General features: G+C 50.9%; 21 protein-coding genes and 1 pseudogene. 19 read left to right on the top strand and 3 right to left on the bottom strand.

The features are described from left to right. The 18 genes and pseudogenes from H8Z83_RS17350 to H8Z83_RS17265 form a co-directional block, all read left to right on the top strand. Positions 1-412: DUF3847 domain-containing protein (locus tag H8Z83_RS17350; protein ID WP_243185116.1), on the top strand; the 412-nt coding region annotated here is incomplete at its 5' end. 190 nt (positions 413-602) lie between these two features. Beyond that, positions 603-2,141: a MobQ family relaxase gene (mobQ, locus tag H8Z83_RS17345; protein ID WP_207732087.1), complete on the top strand. Its 1,539-nt coding sequence runs from the start codon at positions 603-605 to the stop codon at positions 2,139-2,141. Beyond that, positions 2,138-4,021, top strand: a complete 1,884-nt coding sequence (locus tag H8Z83_RS17340) for an AAA family ATPase (RefSeq protein ID WP_071143481.1) — start codon at positions 2,138-2,140, stop codon at positions 4,019-4,021. The genes mobQ and H8Z83_RS17340 overlap by 4 nt, the downstream gene beginning before the upstream one ends. A gap of 137 nt (positions 4,022-4,158) precedes the next feature. Next, a pseudogene (locus H8Z83_RS17335) lies at positions 4,159-5,652 on the top strand (VirD4-like conjugal transfer protein, CD1115 family); the annotation flags it as partial. A gap of 67 nt (positions 5,653-5,719) precedes the next feature. After that, entirely contained in the window at positions 5,720-5,935 is a 216-nt protein-coding gene (locus H8Z83_RS17330) for a Maff2 family mobile element protein (RefSeq protein ID WP_002604482.1), read from the top strand. Between the two features lie 73 nt (positions 5,936-6,008). Further along, complete coding sequence (locus tag H8Z83_RS17325) at positions 6,009-6,872, top strand: VirB6/TrbL-like conjugal transfer protein, CD1112 family (RefSeq protein WP_002604481.1); 864 nt, start codon at positions 6,009-6,011, stop codon at positions 6,870-6,872. Positions 6,873-6,882: 10 nt separating this feature from the next. Next, entirely contained in the window at positions 6,883-7,431 is a 549-nt protein-coding gene (locus H8Z83_RS17320) for an MT-A70 family methyltransferase (RefSeq protein WP_002604480.1), read from the top strand. 1 nt (position 7,432) lies between these two features. Then, on the top strand, positions 7,433-7,825 hold the full coding sequence (locus H8Z83_RS17315) for a PrgI family protein (RefSeq protein WP_002604479.1): 393 nt from the start codon (positions 7,433-7,435) through the stop codon (positions 7,823-7,825). Further along, positions 7,785-10,181 (top strand): VirB4-like conjugal transfer ATPase, CD1110 family, encoded by a 2,397-nt coding sequence (locus H8Z83_RS17310; protein WP_002604478.1) that lies wholly within the window; start codon positions 7,785-7,787, stop codon positions 10,179-10,181. The genes H8Z83_RS17315 and H8Z83_RS17310 overlap by 41 nt, the downstream gene beginning before the upstream one ends. After that, positions 10,178-11,134 (top strand): DNA-methyltransferase, encoded by a 957-nt coding sequence (locus tag H8Z83_RS17305; protein ID WP_002604477.1) that lies wholly within the window; start codon positions 10,178-10,180, stop codon positions 11,132-11,134. Before H8Z83_RS17310 ends, H8Z83_RS17305 begins: the two co-directional genes overlap by 4 nt. A gap of 38 nt (positions 11,135-11,172) precedes the next feature. Next, on the top strand, positions 11,173-13,101 hold the full coding sequence (locus H8Z83_RS17300) for a C40 family peptidase (protein ID WP_425516017.1): 1,929 nt from the start codon (positions 11,173-11,175) through the stop codon (positions 13,099-13,101). 13 nt (positions 13,102-13,114) lie between these two features. Next, a complete protein-coding gene (locus H8Z83_RS17295) occupies positions 13,115-13,837 on the top strand; it encodes a phosphoadenosine phosphosulfate reductase domain-containing protein (RefSeq protein ID WP_002604475.1) in 723 nt (240 codons plus the stop codon). 6 nt (positions 13,838-13,843) lie between these two features. Then, on the top strand, positions 13,844-14,110 hold the full coding sequence (locus H8Z83_RS17290) for a DUF4315 family protein (RefSeq protein WP_002584965.1): 267 nt from the start codon (positions 13,844-13,846) through the stop codon (positions 14,108-14,110). After that, positions 14,100-14,849, top strand: a complete 750-nt coding sequence (locus H8Z83_RS17285) for a DUF4366 domain-containing protein (RefSeq protein WP_002584964.1) — start codon at positions 14,100-14,102, stop codon at positions 14,847-14,849. The genes H8Z83_RS17290 and H8Z83_RS17285 overlap by 11 nt, the downstream gene beginning before the upstream one ends. Continuing rightward, positions 14,846-16,921: a type IA DNA topoisomerase gene (locus H8Z83_RS17280; RefSeq protein WP_002584963.1), complete on the top strand. Its 2,076-nt coding sequence runs from the start codon at positions 14,846-14,848 to the stop codon at positions 16,919-16,921. The genes H8Z83_RS17285 and H8Z83_RS17280 overlap by 4 nt, the downstream gene beginning before the upstream one ends. Further along, on the top strand, positions 16,918-17,286 hold the full coding sequence (locus H8Z83_RS17275) for a cysteine-rich VLP domain-containing protein (protein WP_002584962.1): 369 nt from the start codon (positions 16,918-16,920) through the stop codon (positions 17,284-17,286). Before H8Z83_RS17280 ends, H8Z83_RS17275 begins: the two co-directional genes overlap by 4 nt. Positions 17,287-17,411: 125 nt before the next feature. Then, positions 17,412-20,759 carry a YodL domain-containing protein gene (locus H8Z83_RS17270; protein WP_002584961.1) on the top strand — a complete coding sequence of 1,116 codons (3,348 nt, stop codon included), beginning with the start codon at positions 17,412-17,414 and terminating at the stop codon, positions 20,757-20,759. 4 nt (positions 20,760-20,763) lie between these two features. Next, positions 20,764-20,973 carry a transposon-transfer assisting family protein gene (locus H8Z83_RS17265; RefSeq protein WP_002584960.1) on the top strand — a complete coding sequence of 70 codons (210 nt, stop codon included), beginning with the start codon at positions 20,764-20,766 and terminating at the stop codon, positions 20,971-20,973. Positions 20,974-21,174: 201 nt separating this feature from the next. Here the strand turns inward: H8Z83_RS17265 and H8Z83_RS17260 are convergent, their stop codons facing one another. The 3 genes from H8Z83_RS17260 to H8Z83_RS17250 all read right to left on the bottom strand — a co-directional run bounded on the left by H8Z83_RS17260 (position 21,175) and on the right by H8Z83_RS17250 (position 23,357). After that, entirely contained in the window at positions 21,175-22,509 is a 1,335-nt protein-coding gene (locus tag H8Z83_RS17260) for a relaxase/mobilization nuclease domain-containing protein (protein WP_002584959.1), read from the bottom strand. Further along, positions 22,470-22,799 carry a plasmid mobilization protein gene (locus H8Z83_RS17255; RefSeq protein ID WP_002584958.1) on the bottom strand — a complete coding sequence of 110 codons (330 nt, stop codon included), beginning with the start codon at positions 22,797-22,799 and terminating at the stop codon, positions 22,470-22,472. Before H8Z83_RS17255 ends, H8Z83_RS17260 begins: the two co-directional genes overlap by 40 nt. 201 nt (positions 22,800-23,000) lie before the next feature. Continuing rightward, on the bottom strand, positions 23,001-23,357 hold the full coding sequence (locus H8Z83_RS17250; RefSeq protein ID WP_002584957.1) for a helix-turn-helix transcriptional regulator: 357 nt from the start codon (positions 23,355-23,357) through the stop codon (positions 23,001-23,003). 398 nt (positions 23,358-23,755) lie between these two features. On the opposite strand from H8Z83_RS17250, the gene H8Z83_RS17245 reads away from it, so the two are divergent. Beyond that, a complete protein-coding gene (locus H8Z83_RS17245; protein WP_003431289.1) occupies positions 23,756-23,941 on the top strand; it encodes a cysteine-rich KTR domain-containing protein in 186 nt (61 codons plus the stop codon).

The raw sequence follows: 23,941 nt of genomic DNA, 5'->3' as shown, positions 1-23,941 counted from the left end.
CTCGGACATAGTTTGCTTGCTCCTTTCGAATGGTGTGTGGTTACTTCATTCTACCAGAGCCTGCAAGCTATGTCTTCTTTTATGCGATTTTCAATTTGCGCAACTTATTTTACCTTATCCCGAAATGGAACTGACACAGAAGAAAATCCGGCAGTATGAGAACAGGAACAAAATGCTTGACCGCAAACTTGCCATTGAGAAGCGCAAGGAGCGCAACCACCGTCTTTGTTCGCGGGGCGGCTACCTTGAAAGCCTTGTCCCGGCACTCATTGATATGTCAGAACAGGAAGCCCGCGACTTCCTCTACACCGCGGTTTTCAGCGACAAAGCGCAGGAGTTTTTGAGAAAACGAGCCGGAGAAGCGACACCGAAGAATTACCCTTGCACACAAGGGCGCACTTATACACCCTAACGGGCGTGTGCGCTCTGCCGAGGGCTTTATCTCCGCACCGGGCATTATTGCCTTGTGCAGAGATTGGCGGCTTGCGCCGCGACAGGGAAACCTACACTTTCCCTGCGACAGCTTGCGCTGTCTACCCTTTTGTGTACCCCACGAAAGCGAACACCTTGCTTTGCAAGCTATTCACTTTCATGGGGTTTTGTTGACCGTATCGGGAGGTGATACTATCGCAATCTACCATTGCAGCATTAAGATTGTCAGCCGGGGAAAGGGCAAATCTGCCGTAGCCGCAGCAGCCTACCGCGCCGGAGAGAAGCTGACAAACGAGTGGGACGGACTGACCCACGACTATACAAGAAAAGGCGGCGTTGTTCATTCTGAAATCATGCTGCCGCCCCATGCCCCACCCTCTTTCTCTGACCGTTCTATTCTATGGAACAGCGTGGAGCAAATCGAAAAATCGAATAACTCACAGCTTGCGAGGGAAATCGAAATCGCCCTACCTGTTGAACTTTCAAGAGAGGAACAGACCCGCCTTGTCCGGGAATACTGTTCCTCTCAATTTGTTTCCAAAGGAATGTGCGCCGACTTCAATATCCACGACACAGGCAACGGCAACCCACACGCTCATATCCTTTTGACTATGCGCCCCCTTGATGAAAAAGGCACATGGGCGGCGAAGTCAAAAAAGGAATATGTCCTTGACGAAAATGGGGAGCGCGTAAAGCTGCCAAGCGGCAGATACAAGACGCGCAAGGTTGACCTTATGGACTGGAACAGGCAGGAGAACGCCGACCTATGGCGCAAGGCGTGGGCTGACCTTGCCAACGACTATTTAGAGCGAAGCGGCAGCGCGGAGCGTATCGACCACCGCAGCCATGCAGAGCGTGGTATTGAGGAACTCCCCACCGTCCACATGGGTGTTGCAGCTTCCCAAATGGAGAAGAAAGGCATAGCCACCGACAAGGGAGAAATCAACCGCATGATACAAAAGACCAACCGACTTATGCGGGAAATCCGGGGCTATATCGACAGCTTGAAAGAATGGCTTGCGGAGGTTTTCGCCGCTAAGAAGCAACTGCAAGCTGCCCCGCACTCTCCCGATATTGCCACGCTGCTTACAAGGTATTTGAGCATTGAACGAGAGAAAAGCCGGAAGTATTCACAGGGCTGGCAGCAACAGCATACTGCCGGGGAATTGCAAAAAATCAGCAAGGCGATTGTCTATCTGCAAAGCAAGGGCATTGCTACCCTTGAAGATTTGGACGCTGCCCTTTCCTCTGTTGATGAAGAAGCAAAGCGGCTGAATACAAGCGTTGTTGCCAAGCAGAAGCGCATGAGGACATTGGAAAAGTTTATCGAGCATGGCAGCAACTACAACCGCTTGAAGCCCATTCACGATGAACTGAAAACGCTGAAAAACGGATGGGGCAAAAAGAGAGAAAAATTTGAGCAAGCCCACGAAAGCGACCTCATTATCTGGAACGCCGCCAACCGTTTCCTGCACGCAAATCTGCCGGAGGGTACAAAGTCTTTCAAGGTGTCCGAGTGGCAGAAAGAATTTGACGAACTGAAAGCCCAATCCACAGGCGAATATGAAGAACTGAAAACAAAGCGCAGCGAGGTTAAGGAGTTACAGCAAATCCGAAAGTGCATTGATATTGTAGAGCAAGCCGAGCAGCGCACACAGGAACAGACACACCAAACACCAAGACGCAAAAAGGAGGATATTTCCCTATGACCTACACCAAAGAACAGATTGACCGGGCAAATCAGACCGACCTTGTATCATTCCTGCAAGCCCAGGGCGAACAGCTTGAACGCGCCGGACAGGAGTACCGTTGGAAACGGCACGACAGCTTGACGGTCAGAGAAAACAGATGGTATCGGCACAGCCAGAGCAAAGGCGGCGGTCCGATTGATTTTGTCATGGAGTTTTACGGCAAAAGTTTTCTTGAAGCCGTTGAAATGCTGATAGGCGAACGGGGCGAAGCACCCCCACCCGTCTATCTGCAATTCAGACTACCACCCAAAAGCCCCGACAACCAAACAGCGAGGAACTACCTTACAGCCGCCCGGCGCATTGATGAAGATGTGTCGGGCTTTTTCTTTTCCTGCGGCGATCTCTACGAGGAAGCCGCCCACCATAACGCCGTATTTGTCGGCAGAGATGAAAGCGGCATACCGAGATATGCCCACCAACGGGGAACGGTGGGCAGCTTCCGGCTTGATGTGAAAGGCAGCGACAAGACTTTTAACTTCTGCTACCGGGGCGAGGGCGAAAGGCTTTTTGTCTTTGAAGCCCCCATTGACCTGTTATCTTTCCTCTGCCTGTTCAAAAAGGAATGGCAGAAACAAAGCTATCTGTCATTGGGCGGCGTGAGTGAAAAAGCCCTGCTGCGTTTTCTCTCTGACCGTCCGAATATCAAGACCGTCTATCTCTGCCTTGACAGCGACAAAGCCGGGACAGACGCTTGCAGCCGCCTTAACAGCATTATCCCCCAAGGCTACACCGTCAATCGCCTTGTACCGTTGTTCAAAGACTGGAACGAGGTTTTACAGCGTAAAGAGGAAATTACAGACGGAAAATATCTGCGCGAAGCTGTCTATGGCTTGCGTGAGCCGCAACAGGAAGAAACCGTTGAAATTATCCGCATGAGCGAGGTTGACACACAGACCGTTGAATGGCTATGGGAGCCGTATATCCCTTTTGGAAAGGTAACAATCGTACAGGGCAACCCCGGCGAGGGAAAAACCACCCTTGCCCTGCGCCTTTGCGCCGCCTGTACCAACCGCAAGCCCTTTCCGGCTATGGCAGAGCATGAGCCTTTTAATGTTATCTATCAGACCGCAGAGGACGGTTTGGGCGATACCGTCAAGCCGCGCCTTATGGAAGCGGACGCAGACCTTGACCGGGTACTTGTCATTGACGAGGGCAAACAGGAATTGTCCTTATCCGATGAACGCATAGAAAGGGCAATCCGGCAGACCGGGGCGCGTCTTATAATCCTTGACCCCATACAGGCGTATGTAGGCGAAAAAACGGATATGAACAAGGCAAACGAAATACGCCCTATCTTTCGCCGCCTTGCCGAAGTTGCAGAGCGTACCGGGTGTGCCGTTGTGCTTATCGGGCACTTGAACAAAGCTGCCGGAGGTCAGAGCGCATACCGGGGATTAGGCTCTATCGACTTCCGAGCCGCCGCTCGTAGTGTGCTGCTCATAGGGCGCGTGAAACGAGAGCCGAATGTGCGCGTTATCATTCACGACAAATCTTCCCTTGCACCGGAGGGTAAGCCTATGGCGTTTTCGTTGGGCGCGGAAAGCGGCTTTTCATGGATAGGCGAATATGACATTACCGCTGATGAACTGCTGTCCGGCACAGGCGGCAACACCGAAACCAAGACCGAGCAAGCGGAAAGGTTGATACTCGATTTACTTGCAGACGGTAAGGAAATGGCAAGCGAGGATATTGTCAAGGCGGCAGCCGAAGCCGGAATATCCGAAAGAACGGTACAAAATGCCAAGCGCAGCATGGGCGGCATATTGGGCGCAAGGCGCGTTGGAAGTCAATGGTACAACTTCATCAAGAAGAAGCAGCCGCCCGAAACTGCAAAATGAAAGTGCAAAACGCAGAGCCTTTGCACCTTGCACTTTCGCACTTTCACTTTATCAACTCGCCCCATGTTGACCGCATGGGGCTTTTCTCTTGAAAAAATCCTGTTTTGCGTCAATAAATTGCGAAAAGCACTTGACAAAACGCTTCATGGGGAAACGCCGAAGATATAAAGCCCTACATAGACCCGGATTTCCAAAACAACATCATTTTGACGCAGACGGAACGGCTTACCATGAACAGCCGCCCGAAGCAGCCGAAGTACGCGAGAAATAAGAACGTCGTCGTGATCGGCGGCAGCGGCAGCGGAAAAACAAGATTTTTTGTCAAACCTAATCTAATGCAGCTTCATTCCTCTTACGTCTTAACCGACCCGAAAGGTACGGTTTTGATTGAGTGCGGGAAGCTGCTGCAACGGGCGGGCTACCGCATTAAGGTACTGAATACGATTAACTTCAAAAAATCTATGCACTACAACCCCTTTGTGTATATCCGCAGCGAGAAAGATATTTTGAAGCTGGTAAATACGTTGATAGCGAATACCAAAGGTGAGGGAGAAAAAAGCGCGGAGGATTTTTGGGTAAAGGCAGAACGGCTTTTGTATTGCGCGTTGGTGGGCTACATCTGGTACGAAGCCCCCGCCGAGGAAATGAACTTTATTACCCTGTTGGAACTTATCAACGCCAGCGAAGCCCGCGAGGACGACGAGGAATATCAAAGCCCCGTCGATTTGCTGTTTGCCGACTTGGAAGAACGCGACCCCGACCATTTCGCGGTGAAGCAGTACCGAAAATATAAATTGGCGGCGGGCAAAACCGCAAAATCAATCCTCATTTCTTGCGGTGCGAGGCTCGCTCCTTTTGATATAAAGGAATTGCGCGATCTTATGTCCTACGACGAATTAGAACTTGACACGTTAGGCGACAGAAAAACAGCTTTGTTTTTGATTATGAGCGATACGGACAGCACGTTTAATTTTGTTATCGCTATGCTGCAATCGCAGTTATTTAATCTCTTGTGCGACAAGGCCGACGACGAATACGGCGGCAAGCTGCCGGTTCATGTTCGCTGCCTGTTAGACGAGTTTGCAAACATTGGACAAATCCCGCAGTTTGAAAAATTGATTGCCACAATCCGCAGCCGGGAAATCTCGGCTTCTATCATTCTGCAATCGCAGAGCCAGCTAAAAGCCATTTACAAGGACGCGGCAGAAATCATACTTGACAATGCCGACAGCACCTTGTTTTTGGGAGGGCGCGGGAAAAATGCAAAGGATATTTCGGAGAACTTGGGACGTGAAACAATCGACAGTTTCAACACTTCCGAAAATCGCGGCACGCAGGTTTCTCATGGCCTCAATTATCAGAAATTGGGAAAGGAGTTGATGACACAGGACGAAATCGCAGTTATGGACGGAGGAAAATGTATTTTGCAGTTGCGCGGCGTGCGCCCCTTTTTCAGCGATAAGTACGATATAACGCAGCACCCGAACTACAAATACCTTTCCGACTTCGACAAGAAAAACGCTTTTGACGTTGAACGGTATATGTCCACCCGTCCGGCAATCGTAAAGCCCGACGAACCCTTTGACATATACGAAATAGATTTGTCCGACGAGGACGCAGCCGCCGAATAAAAACGGCGGCATTTTTATTTCCAACAACATTTTTTGAGCCGTTTTAGCGGCAGAAAGCGAGGTTTATATGGATTTTTTCAACAGCGCAGTTGACGTATTGCAGACTTTGGTAATCGCGCTTGGCGCAGGACTTGGCATTTGGGGCGGCATTAACCTCATGGAGGGGTACGGCAACGATAACCCCGGCGCGAAGTCGCAGGGCATGAAACAGTTGATGGCGGGCGGCGGCGTTGCCCTTATCGGCCTTACCCTTGTCCCGCTGCTCTCCGGCCTGTTTGGATAATGCCACAAACTAACACTACCCGCCGCGCTCTCCCGCTTCACGCGGGAGGGCGCGGGAAAGGAGGGATTAGCTTTTGATATGGCAGATGATTGAAGATTGGTTTCGCGGCATTTTGACAGACGGAATACTCTCTAATCTCTCCGGGCTGTTCGACAGCGTAAATACAGAGGTTGGAGAAATCGCAACGCAAGTCGGCACAACCCCCGCCGGGTGGAACGCGGGCATATTCAATATGATACGCAGCCTATCGGAAAACGTCATTGTGCCGATTGCGGGCGTTATCATTACCTTTGTCATGTGCTACGAACTAATCCAGCTTGTAATTGAGAAAAACAATCTGCACGATCTCGACACTTGGATTTTCTTCAAGTGGATTTTCAAAACCTTTGTTGCGGTGCTGCTGGTAACAAATACTTGGAACATCGTCATGGGCGTATTTGACATTACACAGAGCGTCGTCAACGACAGCGCGGGCGTTATCATATCCGACACAAGCATAGATATTGCAACCGTTATCACCGATATAGAAGCAAAGCTGGACGCTATGAGCGTCGGCGGGCTTTTGGGGCTATGGTTTCAATCACTCTTTGTGGGGCTTACCATGAAAGCGTTGTCTATCTGTATCATGCTGGTGGTGTACGGGCGCATGATTGAAATATACCTTGTAACGAGTATCGCCCCTATCCCCGTTGCGACAATGGTAAATCGTGAATGGGGCGGCATGGGACAGAACTACTTAAAATCCTTGCTTGCCCTCGGTTTTCAGGCTTTTCTAATTCTTGTGTGCGTCGGTATTTATGCGGTTTTGATACAGACAATCGCAGCAACCGATGACATATCCGGCGCGATCTGGTCTTGCATGGGCTATACCGTCCTCTTGTGTTTTACGCTTTTCAAAACGGGAAGCCTTGCAAAATCCGTATTCAGCGCGCATTAAGGGGGTGCAGATGAAGAAATACAAAATCATTTACGCCGATCCCCCTTGGAGATACGCGAGAAGCAAGGTACAGGGCGCAGCGGAAAAGCACTATCCCACTATGAGTATTGAGGAACTTTGCGCTTTACCCGTCAAAGAAATTGCGGATAAGGACTGTATTTTATTCCTATGGGCGACGTTCCCGCAGCTTAAAGAAGCGTTGCAGTTAATCAAGGCTTGGGGATTTACCTATAAATCCGTTGCCTTTGTATGGTTAAAGCAAAATCGGAAATCGCCCACTTGGTTTTATGGCTTGGGCTTTTGGACGCGAGGAAATGCGGAAATCTGCTTGCTTGCTACCAAAGGACACCCGAAGCGACAATCAAACAAGGTACATCAATTTATTATTTCCCCTGTTGAGCAGCACAGCAAAAAGCCGGATATAACGCGGGAAAAGATACTTGCCCTTATGGGCGACCTACCGCGTATTGAACTGTTTGCAAGGCAGCATACCCCTGGTTGGGACGTATGGGGAAATGAAATCAAAAGCGACATACGGTTTGCCGGAAAGGAGGTTTGAAATGGCGTATGTAACCGTCCCAAAGGATTTAACCAAAATCAAGAGCAAGGTAATGTTCAACCTTACCAAAAGACAATTACTCTGTTTCGGCGCGGCGGTGGCTATCGGGCTACCGCTATTCTTTTTGACAAAGGACAGCGCGGGAACGACAACGGCGGCTTTGTGCATGGTGCTTGCCATGCTGCCCATGTTCCTACTCGCTATGTACGAGAAGAACGGGCAACCGCTGGAAGTGATTATACGGCAATTTGTGGAAGTGAAGTTTCTTCGCCCCAAAGAGCGACCTTATCAGACCAACAATTTTTATACCGCCCTTGCGCGGCAGGAGCGATTAGATAAGGAGGTACGGGCGATTGTCAAAGGAAAAGGGAAAGACCCAAAACAAAAAGCGTAAACTTACGCGGCAGGAAAAGAAACAGATCGACGCGCTTATCCGGCAGTCAAAGGGCGACGGGAAGCCCCATACGGCGCAGGACAGCATACCGTTTGAACGAATGTATAAGGACGGGATTTGCCGCCTTGCAAACGGGCGGTATTCCAAGTGCATTGAGTTTGAAGATATTAACTATCAGCTTGCGCAGCCGGACGACAAGACCGCCATTTTTGAAGCCCTTTGCGATATGTATAACTCTTTTGACGCTTCTATCAGTGTGCAGCTTTCCTTAATCAGCCGCCATGCGAACAAGGAGGATTTCAAGAGCAGTATCACGATTGCCCCACAGAATGACGACTTTGACAGTATCAGAGCCGAATACACCGAAATGCTGCAAACACAGCTTGAACGCGGCAACAACGGGCTTATCAAGACAAAGTTTCTCACCTTTACCATTGAAGCAAAAGATATTAAATCGGCGCGGGCGCGGCTTGCCCGTATCGAAACGGACACCCTCAACCATTTTAAGGTGATCGGCGCGGCGGCGCGGGTATTGGACGGGAAGCAGCGGCTTGAAGTGCTGCATGGGCTTTTCCACCCGGACGGGGAACGCTTCAACTTTGCGTGGGAATGGCTACCCGTAAGCGGCCTTTCCGTCAAAGACTTTATTGCCCCGTCCTCTTTCCGTTTTGGCGACGGGCGAATGTTTCAAATGGGCGGGAAGTTTGGCGCGGTTTCCTTTTTGCAGATTGCCGCGCCGGAACTTTCAGACCGTATGCTTGCCGACTTCATGGAAGCGGAAAACGGGATTGTCGTCAATCTGCACATTCAGAGTATCGACCACAACGAAGCGATCAAGACGATCAAGCGGAAAATCACCGACCTTGACCGTATGAAAATCGAGGAACAGAAAAAGGCAATCCGCAGCGGCTACGATATGGATATAATTCCGTCCGACCTTGCCACCTACGGCGGCGAAGCGAAAAACCTTTTGCGGGATTTGCAGAGCCGGAACGAGCGAATGTTTTTGCTTACGCTGTTAGTTTTGAATGTGGCAGACACAAAGCAGAAATTGGACAACGACGTATTTCAGGCCGCAAGTATCGCACAGAAATACAACTGTATGCTCACCCGCCTTGACTACCGGCAGGAACAGGGGCTTATGTCCTCTATCCCATTGGGCGAAAACCTAATCCAAATCCAGCGGGGCTTGACGACTTCCAGCACCGCCATTTTCGTCCCCTTTACGGTACAAGAGCTGTTCCAAAGCGGCGAAGCGTTGTATTACGGCTTAAACGCATTATCGAATAACATGATTTTGTGCGACAGGAAAAGGCTGAAGAACCCTAACGGCTTGATACTCGGCACACCCGGCAGCGGCAAGAGTTTTTCGGCAAAGCGCGAGATCACCAACGCTTTTCTCATTACCGCAGACGATATTATCATTTGCGACCCGGAAGCGGAATATTACCCCCTTGTGGAACGGCTGAAAGGGCAGGTTATCAAGGTTTCGCAGAACAGCACGCAGTACATTAACCCGATGGATATAAACCTCAATTACAGCGAGGGCGACACGCCCATAGCCTTAAAGAGCGATTTTATCCTTTCCTTTTGCGAGTTGATTATGGGCGGCAAAAACGGGCTGGAAGCGGTTGAAAAGACTTTGATTGACCGCGCCGTTATCAGCGTGTACCGCAGCTACCTTGCAGACCCGAAGCCGGAGAATATGCCGATTTTGGGCGACCTCTACAATGAAATCAAGAAGCAGCCGGAAAAGGAAGCGCAGCGTATCGCGTCGGCATTGGAACTCTATGTAAATGGCAGTTTGAACGTGTTTAACCACCAAACAAACGTTGACATTCACAACCGCCTTGTCTGCTTTGATATTAAAGAACTCGGCACCCAGCTACGAAAACTCGGTATGCTCATTGTCCAAGATCAAGTTTGGAACAGAGTTACCATAAACCGCAGCGAAGGCAAGGCGACGCGGTACTATATCGACGAGTTTCATTTGCTGCTCAAAGAGGAACAGACCGCAGCGTACAGCGTTGAGATTTGGAAGCGTTTTAGAAAATGGGGCGGTATTCCGACAGGTATCACCCAAAACGTGAAAGATTTGTTATCGTCCCGCGAGGTGGAGAACATTTTTGAAAACAGCGATTTTGTGTATATGCTCAACCAAGCCCAGGGCGACAGGGAAATCCTTGCAAAGCAGCTTAACATTTCGCAGCAGCAAATGACCTATGTAACCCATTCCGACGCGGGCGAGGGGCTTATCTTCTATGGCAACGTGATTTTGCCCTTTATTGACCGTTTCCCGCAAGATACGGAACTCTATCGTGTAATGACGACCAAACCCGGCGAGGTGTCGGCATGAGGATAGAAATGGACAAAATCTATTGCGGCGACAGCTTGCAGGTGCTTCAAACCTTGCCGGAAAATGCAGTTGATTGTTGCGTAACGTCCCCACCCTACTATGCCTTGCGGGACTACGGCGCAGACGGGCAGATCGGACGGGAAGCAACGCCGGAGGAATATGTTTCCCGTATTACGGCGGTATTCCATGAGGTAAAGCGGGTGCTTACGCCGGAGGGTACTTGTTGGCTGAATATCGCGGACACTTATTGCGGCACAGGCAGCAAAGCCGACCACCAAGACCCCAAATACCCCAAAGGCAGGAACGGGCAGCAAGTGGCGTTTAACCACCGCGCCCCCGGCTGCAAGCCCAAAGATTTAATTGGTATTCCGTGGCTTGTAGCCCTCGCCTTGCGGGGCGACGGTTGGTATTTGCGCAGTTCTATCATTTGGCACAAAACAAACCCCATGCCGGAAAGCACGCGGGACAGGCCGACCCGCTGCTATGAATATGTGTTTCTGCTTACCAAGTCAAAGAAGTATTATTACGATTGGCAAGCAGTAGCCGAGCCGATAGCCCCCACAACGGCGGGGCGGCTGAAAAGCGGAGTTAGCAAAGGAAATAAGTATAACGTTACTGTTCCGGGGCAAAACCAACCGCAGAAAATCAACCGCCCCCGCGAAAAGGGCGCATACGCCGACGAGTTGATTTCTCCCGTCCGCAGCCGCCGCAACGTTTGGCAGATTAACAATGTCGGCTATCATGGCGGGCATTTCGCAGCGTTCCCGCCGAAACTTGCGGAAACGTGCATTTTGGCGGGCTGTCCCATCGGCGGGATTGTCCTTGACCCCTTTTTCGGCAGCGGCACGACGGGCATGGTAGCAAAACGGCTTAACCGCCGCTATATCGGCATTGAGTTAAACCCCGACTATTGCGAACTTGCAAAACAGCGGATTGGAGGTGATGAAGATTGAGCAAGGAACTGAAAGCCCCCGACAAGGTAACGCAAAAAATGACCCGCGACGGTGCGGTTGCGGAAAACCTCACGACGGGCGAAACGTCCAGTATCAGCGAAAGGCCGCAGGAAGAAAACTATTCAGCCCCCGCAGGGGTGGCAGCGGAAAAGGTTGTGCAGCATATCGGCGCAGAGATTGAGCGACACGCAGCAAAAGGCGCGGAGAAAAAAGCCCTTGACGCGACGCAGCCTAAAACCCATTCTTCCCGCTTGCAGTTTTCCGAAGCGGAACGGGCAACGCCGGAACTTCAAAAAGCGATCAAGAAATCGGATAAGGCGGCAGACTGTTTAGACGCAGCGCGGGCGGCTATCCCCAAGCAGACCAAAATCAAGAAAGAGCGCGTTTTTGACGAAGCGAAAGGCAAGGCAAAGACGCGCCTTTCCTTTGAAAAGACGGATAAGCCCCCAAACGGCAAGTTGCGGCATAACCCCTTATCCCGTCCGGCACAGGAGTTAAACAGTACCGTACATGGGAAAATCTACGAGGTAGAGAAAGAAAACGTCGGTGTGGAAAGCGGGCACCGGGTAGAACTTGCCGGAGAGAAAGCGGGCGGCATGGCGGCGCGGGCAGTTAAGGGCGGCATACGCCGCCATAAGCTGAAACCCTACCGGGCAGCGGCGGCAGCGGAAAAACAAGCGGTAAAGGCAAACGCAGATTTTCTCTATCAAAAGGCGTTGCACGATAACCCCGCGCTTGCGCACTCCAACCCCATTTCCCGTTTTTGGCAGAAGCAGCGCATTAAAAAGCAGTATGCAAAAACGCTGAAAGCGGGCGGCAAAGCGAAAAAAACCGCTGAAGCCACCGCAAAGGCGGCGAAGAAAACCGCGCAGGAAACCAAACGGGCGACGTTCTTTGTTGTCCGGCATTGGAAAGGCTGCTTGATTGTGGGCGGGATTGCCTTTATCGTGCTGCTGCTTTTCGGCGGGCTGTCCTCTTGCTCCCTCTTTGGCGGCAACAGCGGCAGCGGCTTGATTGCGTCGTCCTATCTCTCCGAGGACGCGGATATAACGGGCGCGGAAAGCGCGTATGCCGCTATGGAAGCCGAGTTACAAGATATGCTGGACAATATCGAAAGCGAATACCCCGGCTATGACGAATACCGGGTAAACGCGGACGAGATCGAGCATGACCCCTATGTGCTAATTTCTATCCTTTCCGCGTGGCATGAGGGCGTGTTTACACTCGATGAAGTGCAAAGCACCCTTGAAATGCTCTTTGAGAAACAGTATATCTTGACGGTCGAGGAAGAAGTACAGGTACGCTACCGCACCGAAACAAGGACGGACAGCGAGGGCAACCCCTATACGGTTGAAGTCCCCTATAACTATTACATTCTTCATGTGGATTTGGAAAACTTCAACCTCTCCCATGTCCCCGTTTACATCATGGGCGAAGAACAGCTATCCATGTACGCTATGTATATGTCGTCGCTGGGAAACAGACCCGACCTTTTCCCGCAATCCGGCTATGTGTCTAAATACTATGAAAACCCGCCCGCCGATTATGAAGTACCCGCCGCGCTGCTGGGTTCCGATGAAAAGTTTGCGCGGCTCATGGAGGAAGCAGATAAATACGTCGGTTTTCCCTATGTGTGGGGCGGCAGCACCCCGGAAACCTCTTTTGATTGCAGCGGCTTTGTGAGTTATGTGTTGACGAACAGCGGCCTATACAATACGGGCAGACTTGGGGCGCAAGGGCTTTACAACATCTCAACCCCTGTTTCTAACCCGCAGCCGGGGGATTTGGTGTTCTTTACGGGTACATACGACACCCCCGGCGTTTCCCATGTGGGGATTTATGTGGGCGAGGACGGGGACGGAAGCCCCGTCATGCTGCATTGTGGCGACCCTATCCAGTATTCAAAGCTGGACACCAGCTATTGGCAATCCCACTTTTACGCCTACGGGCGGTTAAATTACAATTAAAAGGAGTTGAAAAATGAATATTGTATCTTTTGGCGGCGGCACGAATAGTGCCGCCTTACTTATTGGCCTATACAAGCACAAAATCCCGATTGACCTTATCACCTTTGCCGATACGGGCGCGGAACACCCGCATACCTATCAATTTATCGAGATAATCAATCAATGGCTTGCGGAACACGGTATGCCGCAGATTACCGTTGTGCAGTATGTTGACCGCTACGGCAACCGCCTATCTCTTGAAACCGAGTGCTTGCGCTCTCATACGCTCCCGTCGATTGCCTACGGGCATAAGCGTTGTTCGCAGAAACACAAAATCGCACCGCAGGAAAAGTTTTGCAACCACTATGCGCCTTGCCGCGAAGTATGGCAGCGCGGCGAGAAAGTCAACCGCTATATCGGCTATGACGCGGGAGAAGTGAAACGGTATGAACATTCCCGCAAGTACAACGAAGCCGACAAAAAATATCATAACCGCTACCCCCTCATTGAAGAATGGGGCTGGAACAGGGACGATTGTATCCGGGAAATCAAAGCGGCAGGATTGCCGCAGCCGGGTAAATCGTCCTGTTTCTTTTGTCCGAGCATGAAGAAACAAGAGATTTTATATCTCAAAGAACACTATCCCGATCTATTTAACCGGGCGGCGACTTTGGAAGAAAACGCTATGCCCTATCTTAAAACCGTTAAGGGATTGGGGCGCAGCTATTCATGGAAAGAACAGTTTGGAAAGGAGTAAATGACTATGGCGAACACGAAACTTGACCGTATCGAAAGGGATATTGAGAAAACGAGGGCAAAAATCCTTGAACAGCAAAAGAAGCTGAAAGACCTTGAAGCGCAGAAAGTCGAGGAAGAAAACGCGCAGATCGTGCAAATGGTAAAGGCGGTACACCTTGACGGGACGCAGCTTGCCGCGTTCCTCTCCGCTTACGCCAGCGGCGAAATCACCTTGCCGCAGCCGGAAGCCACTTACCCCGCCGAACAGGAGGACAACGACAATGAAGAATAAAAAGATAATCCGAAAGTTTACCGTATTGCTTGCCGCACTGGTTATCATGTGCGGCTTTTCTGTTACCGCTTATGCGGGCGGTGGCGATGAAAGCGACGACACGCCTACCCCCGTAACCGAGGAAACCCCCGCGCCGGAAACCGAGCCGGAAGAAACGACGGGCGGCTATGAGCCGCAGCCCCTTACCCCGGACGGGAATATGTCCCTTGTGGACGATATAACGGGTGAAGCGTCCGGCGACAAGCAGTTTATCACCGTCGTTACCAAAAGTGGCAACTATTTTTACATCATCATTGACCGCGCCGAGGACGGGGAAAATACCGTCCATTTCCTTAACCAAGTGGACGAAGCGGATTTAACCGCCCTTATGGAGGACGGGCAGACCGAAGCCCCCGTTTGTAGCTGCACCGATAAATGCGTTGCCGGAAGCGTCAACACCGCTTGCCCGGTTTGCAGCGTCAACATGAGCGAGTGCGCGGGTGTGGAAGCCGAGCCGGAGCCGGAAGAAACCGAGCAGCCGCCGGAAGAAGAAAAAGGCGGCGGCATGGGTATTCTGCTTGTCGTGCTGCTTGTTGCCGCAGCGGGCGGCGGCGCGTTCTACTACTTTAAGATTTTGAAGCCCAAAAAGGACGCGGCGAAAGGCAGCAGCAGCCTTGACGACCTTGATTTTGACGAGGACGACGAGGAAACGGAAGTAGTCGAAACCGAACAGACCGAGCAGGAGGACGATAATCTATGAAACTTGTAATTGCAGAAAAACCGAGCGTCGGGGCGGCGATTGCCGCCGTTATGGGCGCGAATGAAAAGCGCAGCGGATATTTTGAGGGCGGCGGCTACCTTGTGTCGTGGTGTATCGGGCATTTGATTAGCCTTGCAGACGCGGCGACCTACAATGAACAATTCCGTAAATGGAAGTACGACGATCTTCCCATTGTCCCGCAGGAGTGGCAGTTTATTGTTGCCAGCGGCAAGGAGCAGCAGTTTTCCATTCTCAAAGACCTTATGCACCGCAGCGACGTTACCGAGATTATCAATGCTTGCGACAGCGGGCGCGAGGGGGAACTCATTTTCCGCTTTGTCTATGAACAGGCGAATTGCAAAAAGCCCTTTTCCCGCCTTTGGATTAGCAGCATGGAAGCAAGTGCAATCCGCGAGGGCTTTTCAAATCTCAAAGACGGGCGCGGCTATGACAACCTCTATCAATCCGCGCTTTGCAGAGCAAAGGCCGATTGGCTCATTGGCATTAACGCGACCCGCCTTTTCTCTATCCTCTACCATAAAACATTGAATGTCGGCAGAGTGCAAACGCCCACCCTTGCTATGCTGGTAAACCGCGACTATGCAATCAGCAGCTTTAAGAAAGAGAAATATCATGTCGTCCGGCTGGACGTTGGCGGCGTTGCCGCCCTTTCCGAAAGGCAGGACGACGAAGCGGCGGCGCGGCAGATGAAAGCGGCTTGCGAGAAATCGCAGGCCGTTTGTACTTCCCTTAAAAAAGAGAAAAAGACCGCAGCCCCGCCGAAACTGTTTGACCTCACCGCCTTGCAGCGGGAAGCAAACCGTTTGTATGGGTTTACGGCGAAACAGACCCTTGACTATGCGCAAGCCCTTTATGAAAAACGGCTTTTGACCTATCCCCGCACCGACAGCAAATATATCACTTCCGATATGGAGGGCAGCACAAAGGAACTTATCACCGGCCTTTGCGCTGCTCTCCCCTTTATGCAGGGCGTGAAGCTGCAAGCCGACCTTGCGAGGATTTGCGACAACAGCAAAGTAACCGACCATCACGCCATTTTGCCGACAGCGGAGTTTGTGAAAACGGGCTTTTCTTCCCTTGCCGAAAGTGAGAAAAAGCTAATGACCCTTGTGTGCGCAAAACTGCTTTGCGCCGTTGCCGCGCCCTATGAGTATGAAGCGGTTACGGCGGTTTTCACTTGCGGCGGCTATACCTTTACCGCAAAGGGCAGGACGACGCTTTGCGAGGGTTGGCGCGAGATTGAAAGACTATCCCGCGCCGCGTCCGGGGAACAGGACGAGGACGCAGAGCCGGAAGCGGTTTTACCCCCGCTTGCCGAGGGGCAGACCTTTGACAATCCGGCAGCGGAGATCTCCGAACGTTACACGCAGCCCCCAAAGGCATTTACCGAAGATACGTTACTTTCGGCTATGGAGAGTGCGGGAAAGGAGGACACGCCGGAGGACGCGGAGCGCAAAGGGTTAGGCACCACCGCGACGCGGGCGGGTATCATTGAAAAACTCATTAGCGCGGGCTTTGCCGAGCGCAAGGGCAAAAAGCTAATCCCCACAAAGGACGGGTATAACCTTGTCGCTATTCTGCCCGACAGCCTTACGTCCCCGCAGCTTACGGCAGAATGGGAAACGCGCCTTACCGGGATTGCAAAGGGCAGCGACAGCCCCGCCGACTTCATGCGCGGGATTGAGGAAATGACAGCGGGGCTTGTCAAGACCTATTCCGCGATTTCCGAGGATAAAGCGAAGCTGTTTACCCCGCAGCGGGAAGCAATCGGCACTTGCCCCCGTTGCGGCGCGGCGGTTTACGAGGGCAAGAAAAACTTTTACTGCTCCGACAGGGCTTGCAGCTTTGTGATGTGGAAGAATGACCGCTTTTTTGAGCAGCGCAAAAAGGCTTTCACAAAGGCGATTGCCGCCGCCCTTTTGAAAGACGGAAAGGTAAAAATCAAAGGTATGTACTCGACCAAGACGGGAAAGACCTTTGACGGAGTTGTGCTGCTTGCCGACACAGGCGGCAAGTATGTAAACTTCCGCGTCGAGCAGAACCGAAAATGATAAGGCTTGATGAAAAGCAATACCGCGCCGTAAAGAAAATGACCCGCGCCGCTTGTGCAAACAACGATTGCGGGAATTGTCTGCTGCTGGACGACGGGGAAACTTGCGTTTGTGTGCAGAGTATCAGCTATTCGCTGCTATGCCGCTATTTCCGCGAAGCGGTATTACCCGCCGACAGGCAGCTTTGCGAACAGATCACCCGCAGCGGGGAAACCGATTTGAAGCGTTGCGCGGTATGCGGCAGCACGTTTGCGGCGGGCAGCAACCGGGCGAAATACTGCCCCGATTGCGCGGCAAAGATACGCCGCAGACAGAAAGCCCAAAGCGAGAGAAACAGGCGTTTACGGATAAAAACAACTACATAGCAAGCACAGCAAACGAGTACCCGTTTGCGAGAAATGCCCGCGCTTCCCATAGAGAGCGCGGGCATTTTGCTTGTTGGGATAGTCCCAAACCCTTATATGACCGAGAAAGGACGTGATGAAAGAATATGCCGTATTCCTCATACGACCATGACAAATTAGAAGCCGCCGAAACCATGCGGATAGAACGCCGGATATATTTTGAAGCAAAGGACAGGGAGATTGCCCCTTATGCTTCCTTGCCGATTGCGCAGCTACTTTCCATGCGCAGCGAAAGCGCGGCGGCAGAACAGGCGATTTTTGACGACCTTAAAGAACGCGCCGCCGCATGGGAAGAACAGGCGGGAAGAACGCTTTTGCTGGATAAAACACTTGAATATGTGAGAACGCCGCACGTCCAGCACACCGCTAACGAGTGGCAGACCACCGAGCATAACCGCCATATTCGCAGCAATCGGGTATATCAGATGAATTACTACATTTACGAGAATACCCGCTACGACAAAGAAGCGCAGAAATCTATCCCGTATTCATGGACGCTTACATGGAGCGTGCGCACCAACAGCCCAAGCAGAACCCAAGCGAAGATTGCCGGACAAGATAGAAAGGTTTTCACCGACAAGGCAGCTATGGAAAAGTATCTGAATGGGCGTATCAAAGCGTATGACCGCTTGTTTACGGAAATCTCCCCGCCTATCCCGCAGGAGTACGCCGACTATTTCAAAGTAAACGGTATGCTCATGCCGGACTACACCATAGAGGGCGAAGAACCCCCGCAGCAGCAACAGGCGGCAGCTATCCCCGAAAATACCGGGCAGGAAAAGGAGCGTGAACACATGAGCGAACAGTTTTCTATTATGATAGGCAACCGCAGCCGCTTTGACGCGGGCGACCCCGGCGGCTATTGGTTGGATATGCCCGCCACAAAGGAGCAGTTGCACGAAGCTATGCGGAACGTCGGCATTACCGCCGACAACCCGCAGGATTTTTCCATTCGCGGCTATTCCGACGACCCGGAGAAACATATTGCCTTGCCTTATGAAATGGTATGCGCCGCCGACGTGGACGAACTCAATTTTCTTGCGGCGCGGCTCGAACAGCTTGACCCCGCCGAGGTTGGCAAGCTGAACGCAGCTTTGCAGCAGAAAAACGGGCTTGCAAATATTGGACAGGTAATTGACTTCACCTACAACGTGGATTTTTACGTCCATATCCCCGAAGTACATAACTACCACGATTTGGGCGACTATTACTTAAATCAATCCGGCATGGTACAAATGCCCGAAGAATGGAAAGGCGGCATTGACCTTTCTACTTTTGGCAGGAACGCTGCCGCGCAGGAAAAAGGCGCGTTTACCGAGTACGGCTATATCGTGGAAAGCGGCGACGAGTGGGAACGGCAGTTTGAGGGGCGCGAAGTGCCGGAAGAATACCGCATTATGAGTTACCCGCAGCCGGAGCGCGGCGAACAGGACAAAGCCTATATGGACGCAGCCGAAACGCAGCAAGCAGACGCACAGGCCGCAGAGCCGCAGCAGCCCCGCCCCGTCGTCCCCATTATCCTTACTTCCGAAAAGCCCGCCGAAAAGGTAAAGGAGATCACCGCGCGTTTGGAACAGGGCGTACAGGCGATTTTTGACAGCGACCGCTACAAAGAGTTTCTAACCGCTATGTCAAAGTTCCATGATTATAGTTTGAATAACACTATCCTAATTGCTATGCAGGGCGGCAATTTGGTAATGGGCTTCCGTCAATGGGAAAAGGAGTTTGACCGCCATGTAAAGAAAGGCGAGAAAGGCATTAAAATCTTTGCCCCCGCGCCCTACAAGGTGAAAAAGCTGGTTGATAAAATCGACCCCGAAACGAGAAAGCCCATGCTTGACCGCGAGGGAAAAGTGGTAAAGGAAGAAAAGGAAATCACCGTCCCCGCCTTTAAGGTTATAACCGTCTTTGATATTTCGCAGACCGAGGGCAAGGAGTTTCCCGACCTTTCCGTTAAACCGCTGCTTGCCGATGTGGAGCAGTACGAGGATTTTTTCGCCGCCCTTGAAAAAGCGTCCCCCGTCCCGATTGCATTTGAGCAGATCACAAACGGCGCAAATGGGTATTTCAGTTTGACCGACAAGCGTATTGCAATCAAAGAGGGCGTGAGTGAATTACAGGCGGTAAAGACCGCCATTCACGAAATCGCCCATGCGAAGCTGCACGACGTAGACTTAAACGCCCCGCCGGAGCAGCAAAACCGCGTTGACCGCCATACCTGCGAGGTAGAAGCGGAAAGCGTCGCTTATACGGTTTGCCAGCATTTCGGCCTTGATACTTCCGATTACTCTTTCGGCTATGTGGCTGGTTGGAGCAGCGGCAAGGAAATGACCGAGTTAAAAGCGTCCCTTGAAACAATACAGACCACCGCAAAGGAACTCATTACCGAGATTGAGGGGCATTTTACCGAGTTGCAGCAGCAGCGGCAAGCCGAGCAGGAGCAGGGCGATACCTTTTCCATTTATCAGTTAAAGCGCGGGGACGAAACAAGGGACTTGCGCTTTGAGCCTTATGACCGTCTGCAAGCGGCTGGACTTACCATTGACCGGGTAAATTATGAACTCGTCTATACTGCACCGCTTACAAAGGATATGACGCTGGGCGACATTTGGGAAAGGTTTAATATCGACCACCCCGCCGACTTTAAGGGGCATAGCCTTTCCGTTTCCGACATTGTTGTGCTTCATCAGAACGACGAGGACACCGCCCACTATGTAGACAGTATCGGTTTTCAGCAAGTGCCGGAGTTTTTGCAGGAGCAGCAGACCCCCGTATTTGACAAGCTGCCGCCCGAACAGCAGCAAGCCTTGTCCGACACCGTACAAGACACTTTGCAAATGCTGGTTGACGCAGACAAGCGGATTTATGGCGACGTTACGGGCAAGACCCTTGAAGCAATCGCGGCGCAAGGATATTCCTACAAGGACGGGCAGCTTGAAAAGCAGCAGCCGGAAGCGACCCCCGACAGCCTTTTGACGGGTGAAACCGTTAGAACGCCGAGGGGCAATTTTCATATTACCGATATGAGCCGTGAACAGATCGAAGCGGCGGGATTTGGTTTTCACCATGCGTCGGAGGACGGGAAGTATCTCATTATGGGGAATGGCACACAGGCTTATGCCATAGCCGCCGAGCAGCCGCAGCGGGATAATCCCTTAAAGCACGTCGAGGACACCATAGAGCAGAACGACAACAATTTTGACGGGCTTATCAACAATACGCCGCAAACGCCCACCGTTGCAGATTTTGAGCAGCGGGCAAAGGCGGGGGAAGCGATTTCCGTTACCGACCTTGCAAAAGCGGTAAAAGCCGAGAAACGGGAACAGCCGCAGAAAAAACCGTCCATTTTGAAGAAGCTGGACGAATACAAGAAACAGGCGGCGCAGCAGCCGAAAGATAAACAGAAAGAGCATAAAAAGGATTTGGAGGTTTGATAGCATGAATACCCGCTTTACCATTGAGGAAGAAAACATTGTTGCGATCTACGCCGAGGACAGCCGGGAAACAACGCTTGAAAATATCCTTGCCGCCATGCCCTACATGGACGAGGATATGCGCCAGCTTGCCGCCGCAGCGGTGAACAAGCTGCAAGCCATGACGGACAGCGAGTTTTCCGAAAGGGAGTTTATCTTGACCGACGAGGAATAGCCCATAGAGAACAGGGGCGCGGTTGCCGATTTCCGGCACCGCGCCCCTGTTCTTTTTTTGTCCTTGCGTGGACAATTAGAAAGCCGTTTTTGCGGGTTTGAATATACTTTATCGTCTATGTCGTTTTCATGCGCTGGAAGCCGCAGAAACACAGGCGTTTTCAGCCCTTAACATTCCACTTGCCACCCCATGTTTTGCGCCTTATCGCTCCTGCTCCCGCGCCCTGCTTTGGGACGGGTAAAGAATACTATCGACGTTCTTTTTGACAACGCCGTATTCCTGCATTTGCTTCTTGGCTTGCCGATAATCTTCATACAATTTGGTTTTCCTGTCGTTTAAGCTTCTATACTCCTTGCGCAGCGCGGCGAGATCGGGCAGCTTCTTTATCTGCATTTCCTTTAATGCCCTTGCCGCAGCTTCAAACAGGATAATTTCGCTTTCATGCCCCCGCAGATACTTTTCCTTGTCCGGCGATTTTCGGTATTCATCGTAAATCGGTTTTAACTGTCGGTATGTGGTGGTGTGCTTGATAAGCAGCGACAAATCAGACATACGCTGTTCCACTTCCTTAACCGCCTTTGCCGCCGCGTCATGAGCGGTCATAATATCGGCTATCTTGCTTTCAAGTTCGCTATAATACTCAATCTTGTTTTCGGTTAGGAAGTTCATGCTTTTAGCAGCCTGTTTCAGATTATGGATTTTTGCCCACCGTTCATAGCCCGCCGACTGTTGGGCTTTGATACTGTTTTCAAGATCGACGACAAGCCGGATTTTCTTATCTTCCCGCAGCGTTTTTGTTTTGGCAACATACACGCCCTTGATACGCTCCTTTATCGCTTCTTCCGTATAGGCCGCGCCGAGCGTCTTTGTGCGGGTAAACCGTTCCTGTCCGGCAGCGCGAAAGGAAATGTATTTGCCCTGTTTGATTTCATACCCCATTTCCTGCAAGCGGCGCAGCAGTTCGTCAAAATCTTTCACTTGGGGAATGAGAGTATCTATCGCCGTTTTCAGCTTTGCTTTGTAGCTTGTCCCTTGCTTTTCGGCGGTGTATTCTGCATAGCTTTTTCCCTTGTCCTGTCCCGGTACGACGACGGATAGCCCATGCTCTTTACATATCCTGTCGCTGGTGCGCCGGATAAAGTGATAGCTTTGCTTGTTGGAATGGTACTTTTTGTAGTCAACGAAGCTAACCGCGTTGAAAATCAAGTGATTATGCAGATGGTCTTTATCGACGTGAGTTGTCAAAACAAACTCATACTTGCCGCCTAATACCGCCCCGGCAAGTTCCATGCCGATTTTGTGCGCTTCTTCCGGTGTGGTTTCTCCCACCGCAAAGGATTGTATCAAGTGCCGCCCTAAATGTGTGCCGCGATCTCCGGCAGCTTCCCGCGTCCATGCAAACTCAATATCGGCGGTTTCCAGCCCGCAGCCGAAAGAGGACGCAAGCAGCTTCCCGTCTGTCTTTTCGGGATTTAAGATATAGTCTATCGCAGCCTTTAAGGTTGATTTAATAGGGTGCGTCTTTGTAACCGCCATATCTCGTCCACCGCCTTTTTAATGTCCTCTATATCCTGCCTGTAAACCGTCCCCGTCGCATTGGCGCGTTTTGCAATTTGGTTGATGTTCCGGCTCACCGCTTGCAGTTCCCGGATATATGCTTTTGTGTCGCTTCGGTCAACGACAAGAATATACCCGTCTATCGCCATTTTACGGAAGTATGCCCCATACTGCTTTATGGGAAGCTGCTTCATCTTCTCGTCGATCAGCCGCTTTTCTTCTTCCGTAACGTAAAACTTCATCTGTATATTTCTCTTTCGGTTTTCCATTTCCGCACCGCCTTTCGGTATAAGGGTTTGGGATTATCCCAACAAGCATTTTCCGCAAACGGGTACTCGTTTGCTGTGCTTGCTATCTACTCCATACCCCCACCGAAAGGCGGTATTTGTTGCGCGTTCCTTTGATTTTGGACGCAAAAAAAGATTGCAGCCGCCATGCGCTGCAATCTCCCGATTTCTCATATTGTGAGGTTAATCCTCTGCTTTTTCGACTTCCGTTATCTCCCTTGCTGTTGCGGTTACAATCCGTATGCCTTTATCGCTCATACCGTCCAGCAGCGCGTCAAGCTGCCGCCGCCCGGTGGATTTCTCCGCATTGCTGTTCGGGAAGAAAAATTGATCTACCGAAATATGATACCGGGTTACAAGGTCATAGAATACCTGTAAACTCGGCTGTTGTCCCTTGTTCTCGATATTCGCAAGGTAGCGCGGGGAAATATATAACTCGTCGCTTACCTTTTTGCGGCTCTCGCCGTATTCATTTCTCGCGGCTTTTATAGCTGCCCCGAAAGCCTTAAAGTCGTACAATGGTACGGGTCTTTTTGCCATTTTCATTCACCCTGTTACATTTTACAGTTCACCTTTCTTTTTGGATATGTCCACACAATTCATATCATTAGGTTAAATACTTCCTGTTGTGTATTGACAGTAGACTGATTTTCTGATAAAATAAAATTTATGTAAAAGGAGGCGGCGTTTATGTTGCATAGCATGCGTATTAGATAAGCATTGAAAAAAAGGATTTTCCCATTTTCAACATGGGCTTTTTTGTCATGCTTATTTTGCGGATGCTATACAAAAAACTAACGACGTATAGATATAGTATAGACATAGTGCAAGCTATGCCTTAGTTTTGTTGTACTGCTCTGTGCATTATAAATGCAGGTCAATGCTCATGTTGAGGATTGACCTGCATTTTTTTGTGTAAAAAGGACGAGTGAAATATAATGCTTAAAAAATATTGGATAAAATGTCCGATTTGTAACGGAAAGACGAGAGTTCAAGTATTTCATAATACTGTATTAAAAGATTTTCCTCTTTTCTGCCCTAAATGCAAATTGACGCATATCATTGATGTAGAAAAATTAGAGATTGTAATCAAAAATACAGAAAAACAAACTTTTATTATTTAG

Source organism: Dysosmobacter segnis (assembly GCF_014297285.1).
In the GTDB taxonomy this organism is placed as follows: Bacteria; Bacillota; Clostridia; order Oscillospirales; family Oscillospiraceae; genus Oscillibacter; species Oscillibacter segnis.
Note: the sequence above shows the minus strand (reverse complement) of the source record. Positions and strands in the feature narration are given on the sequence as shown.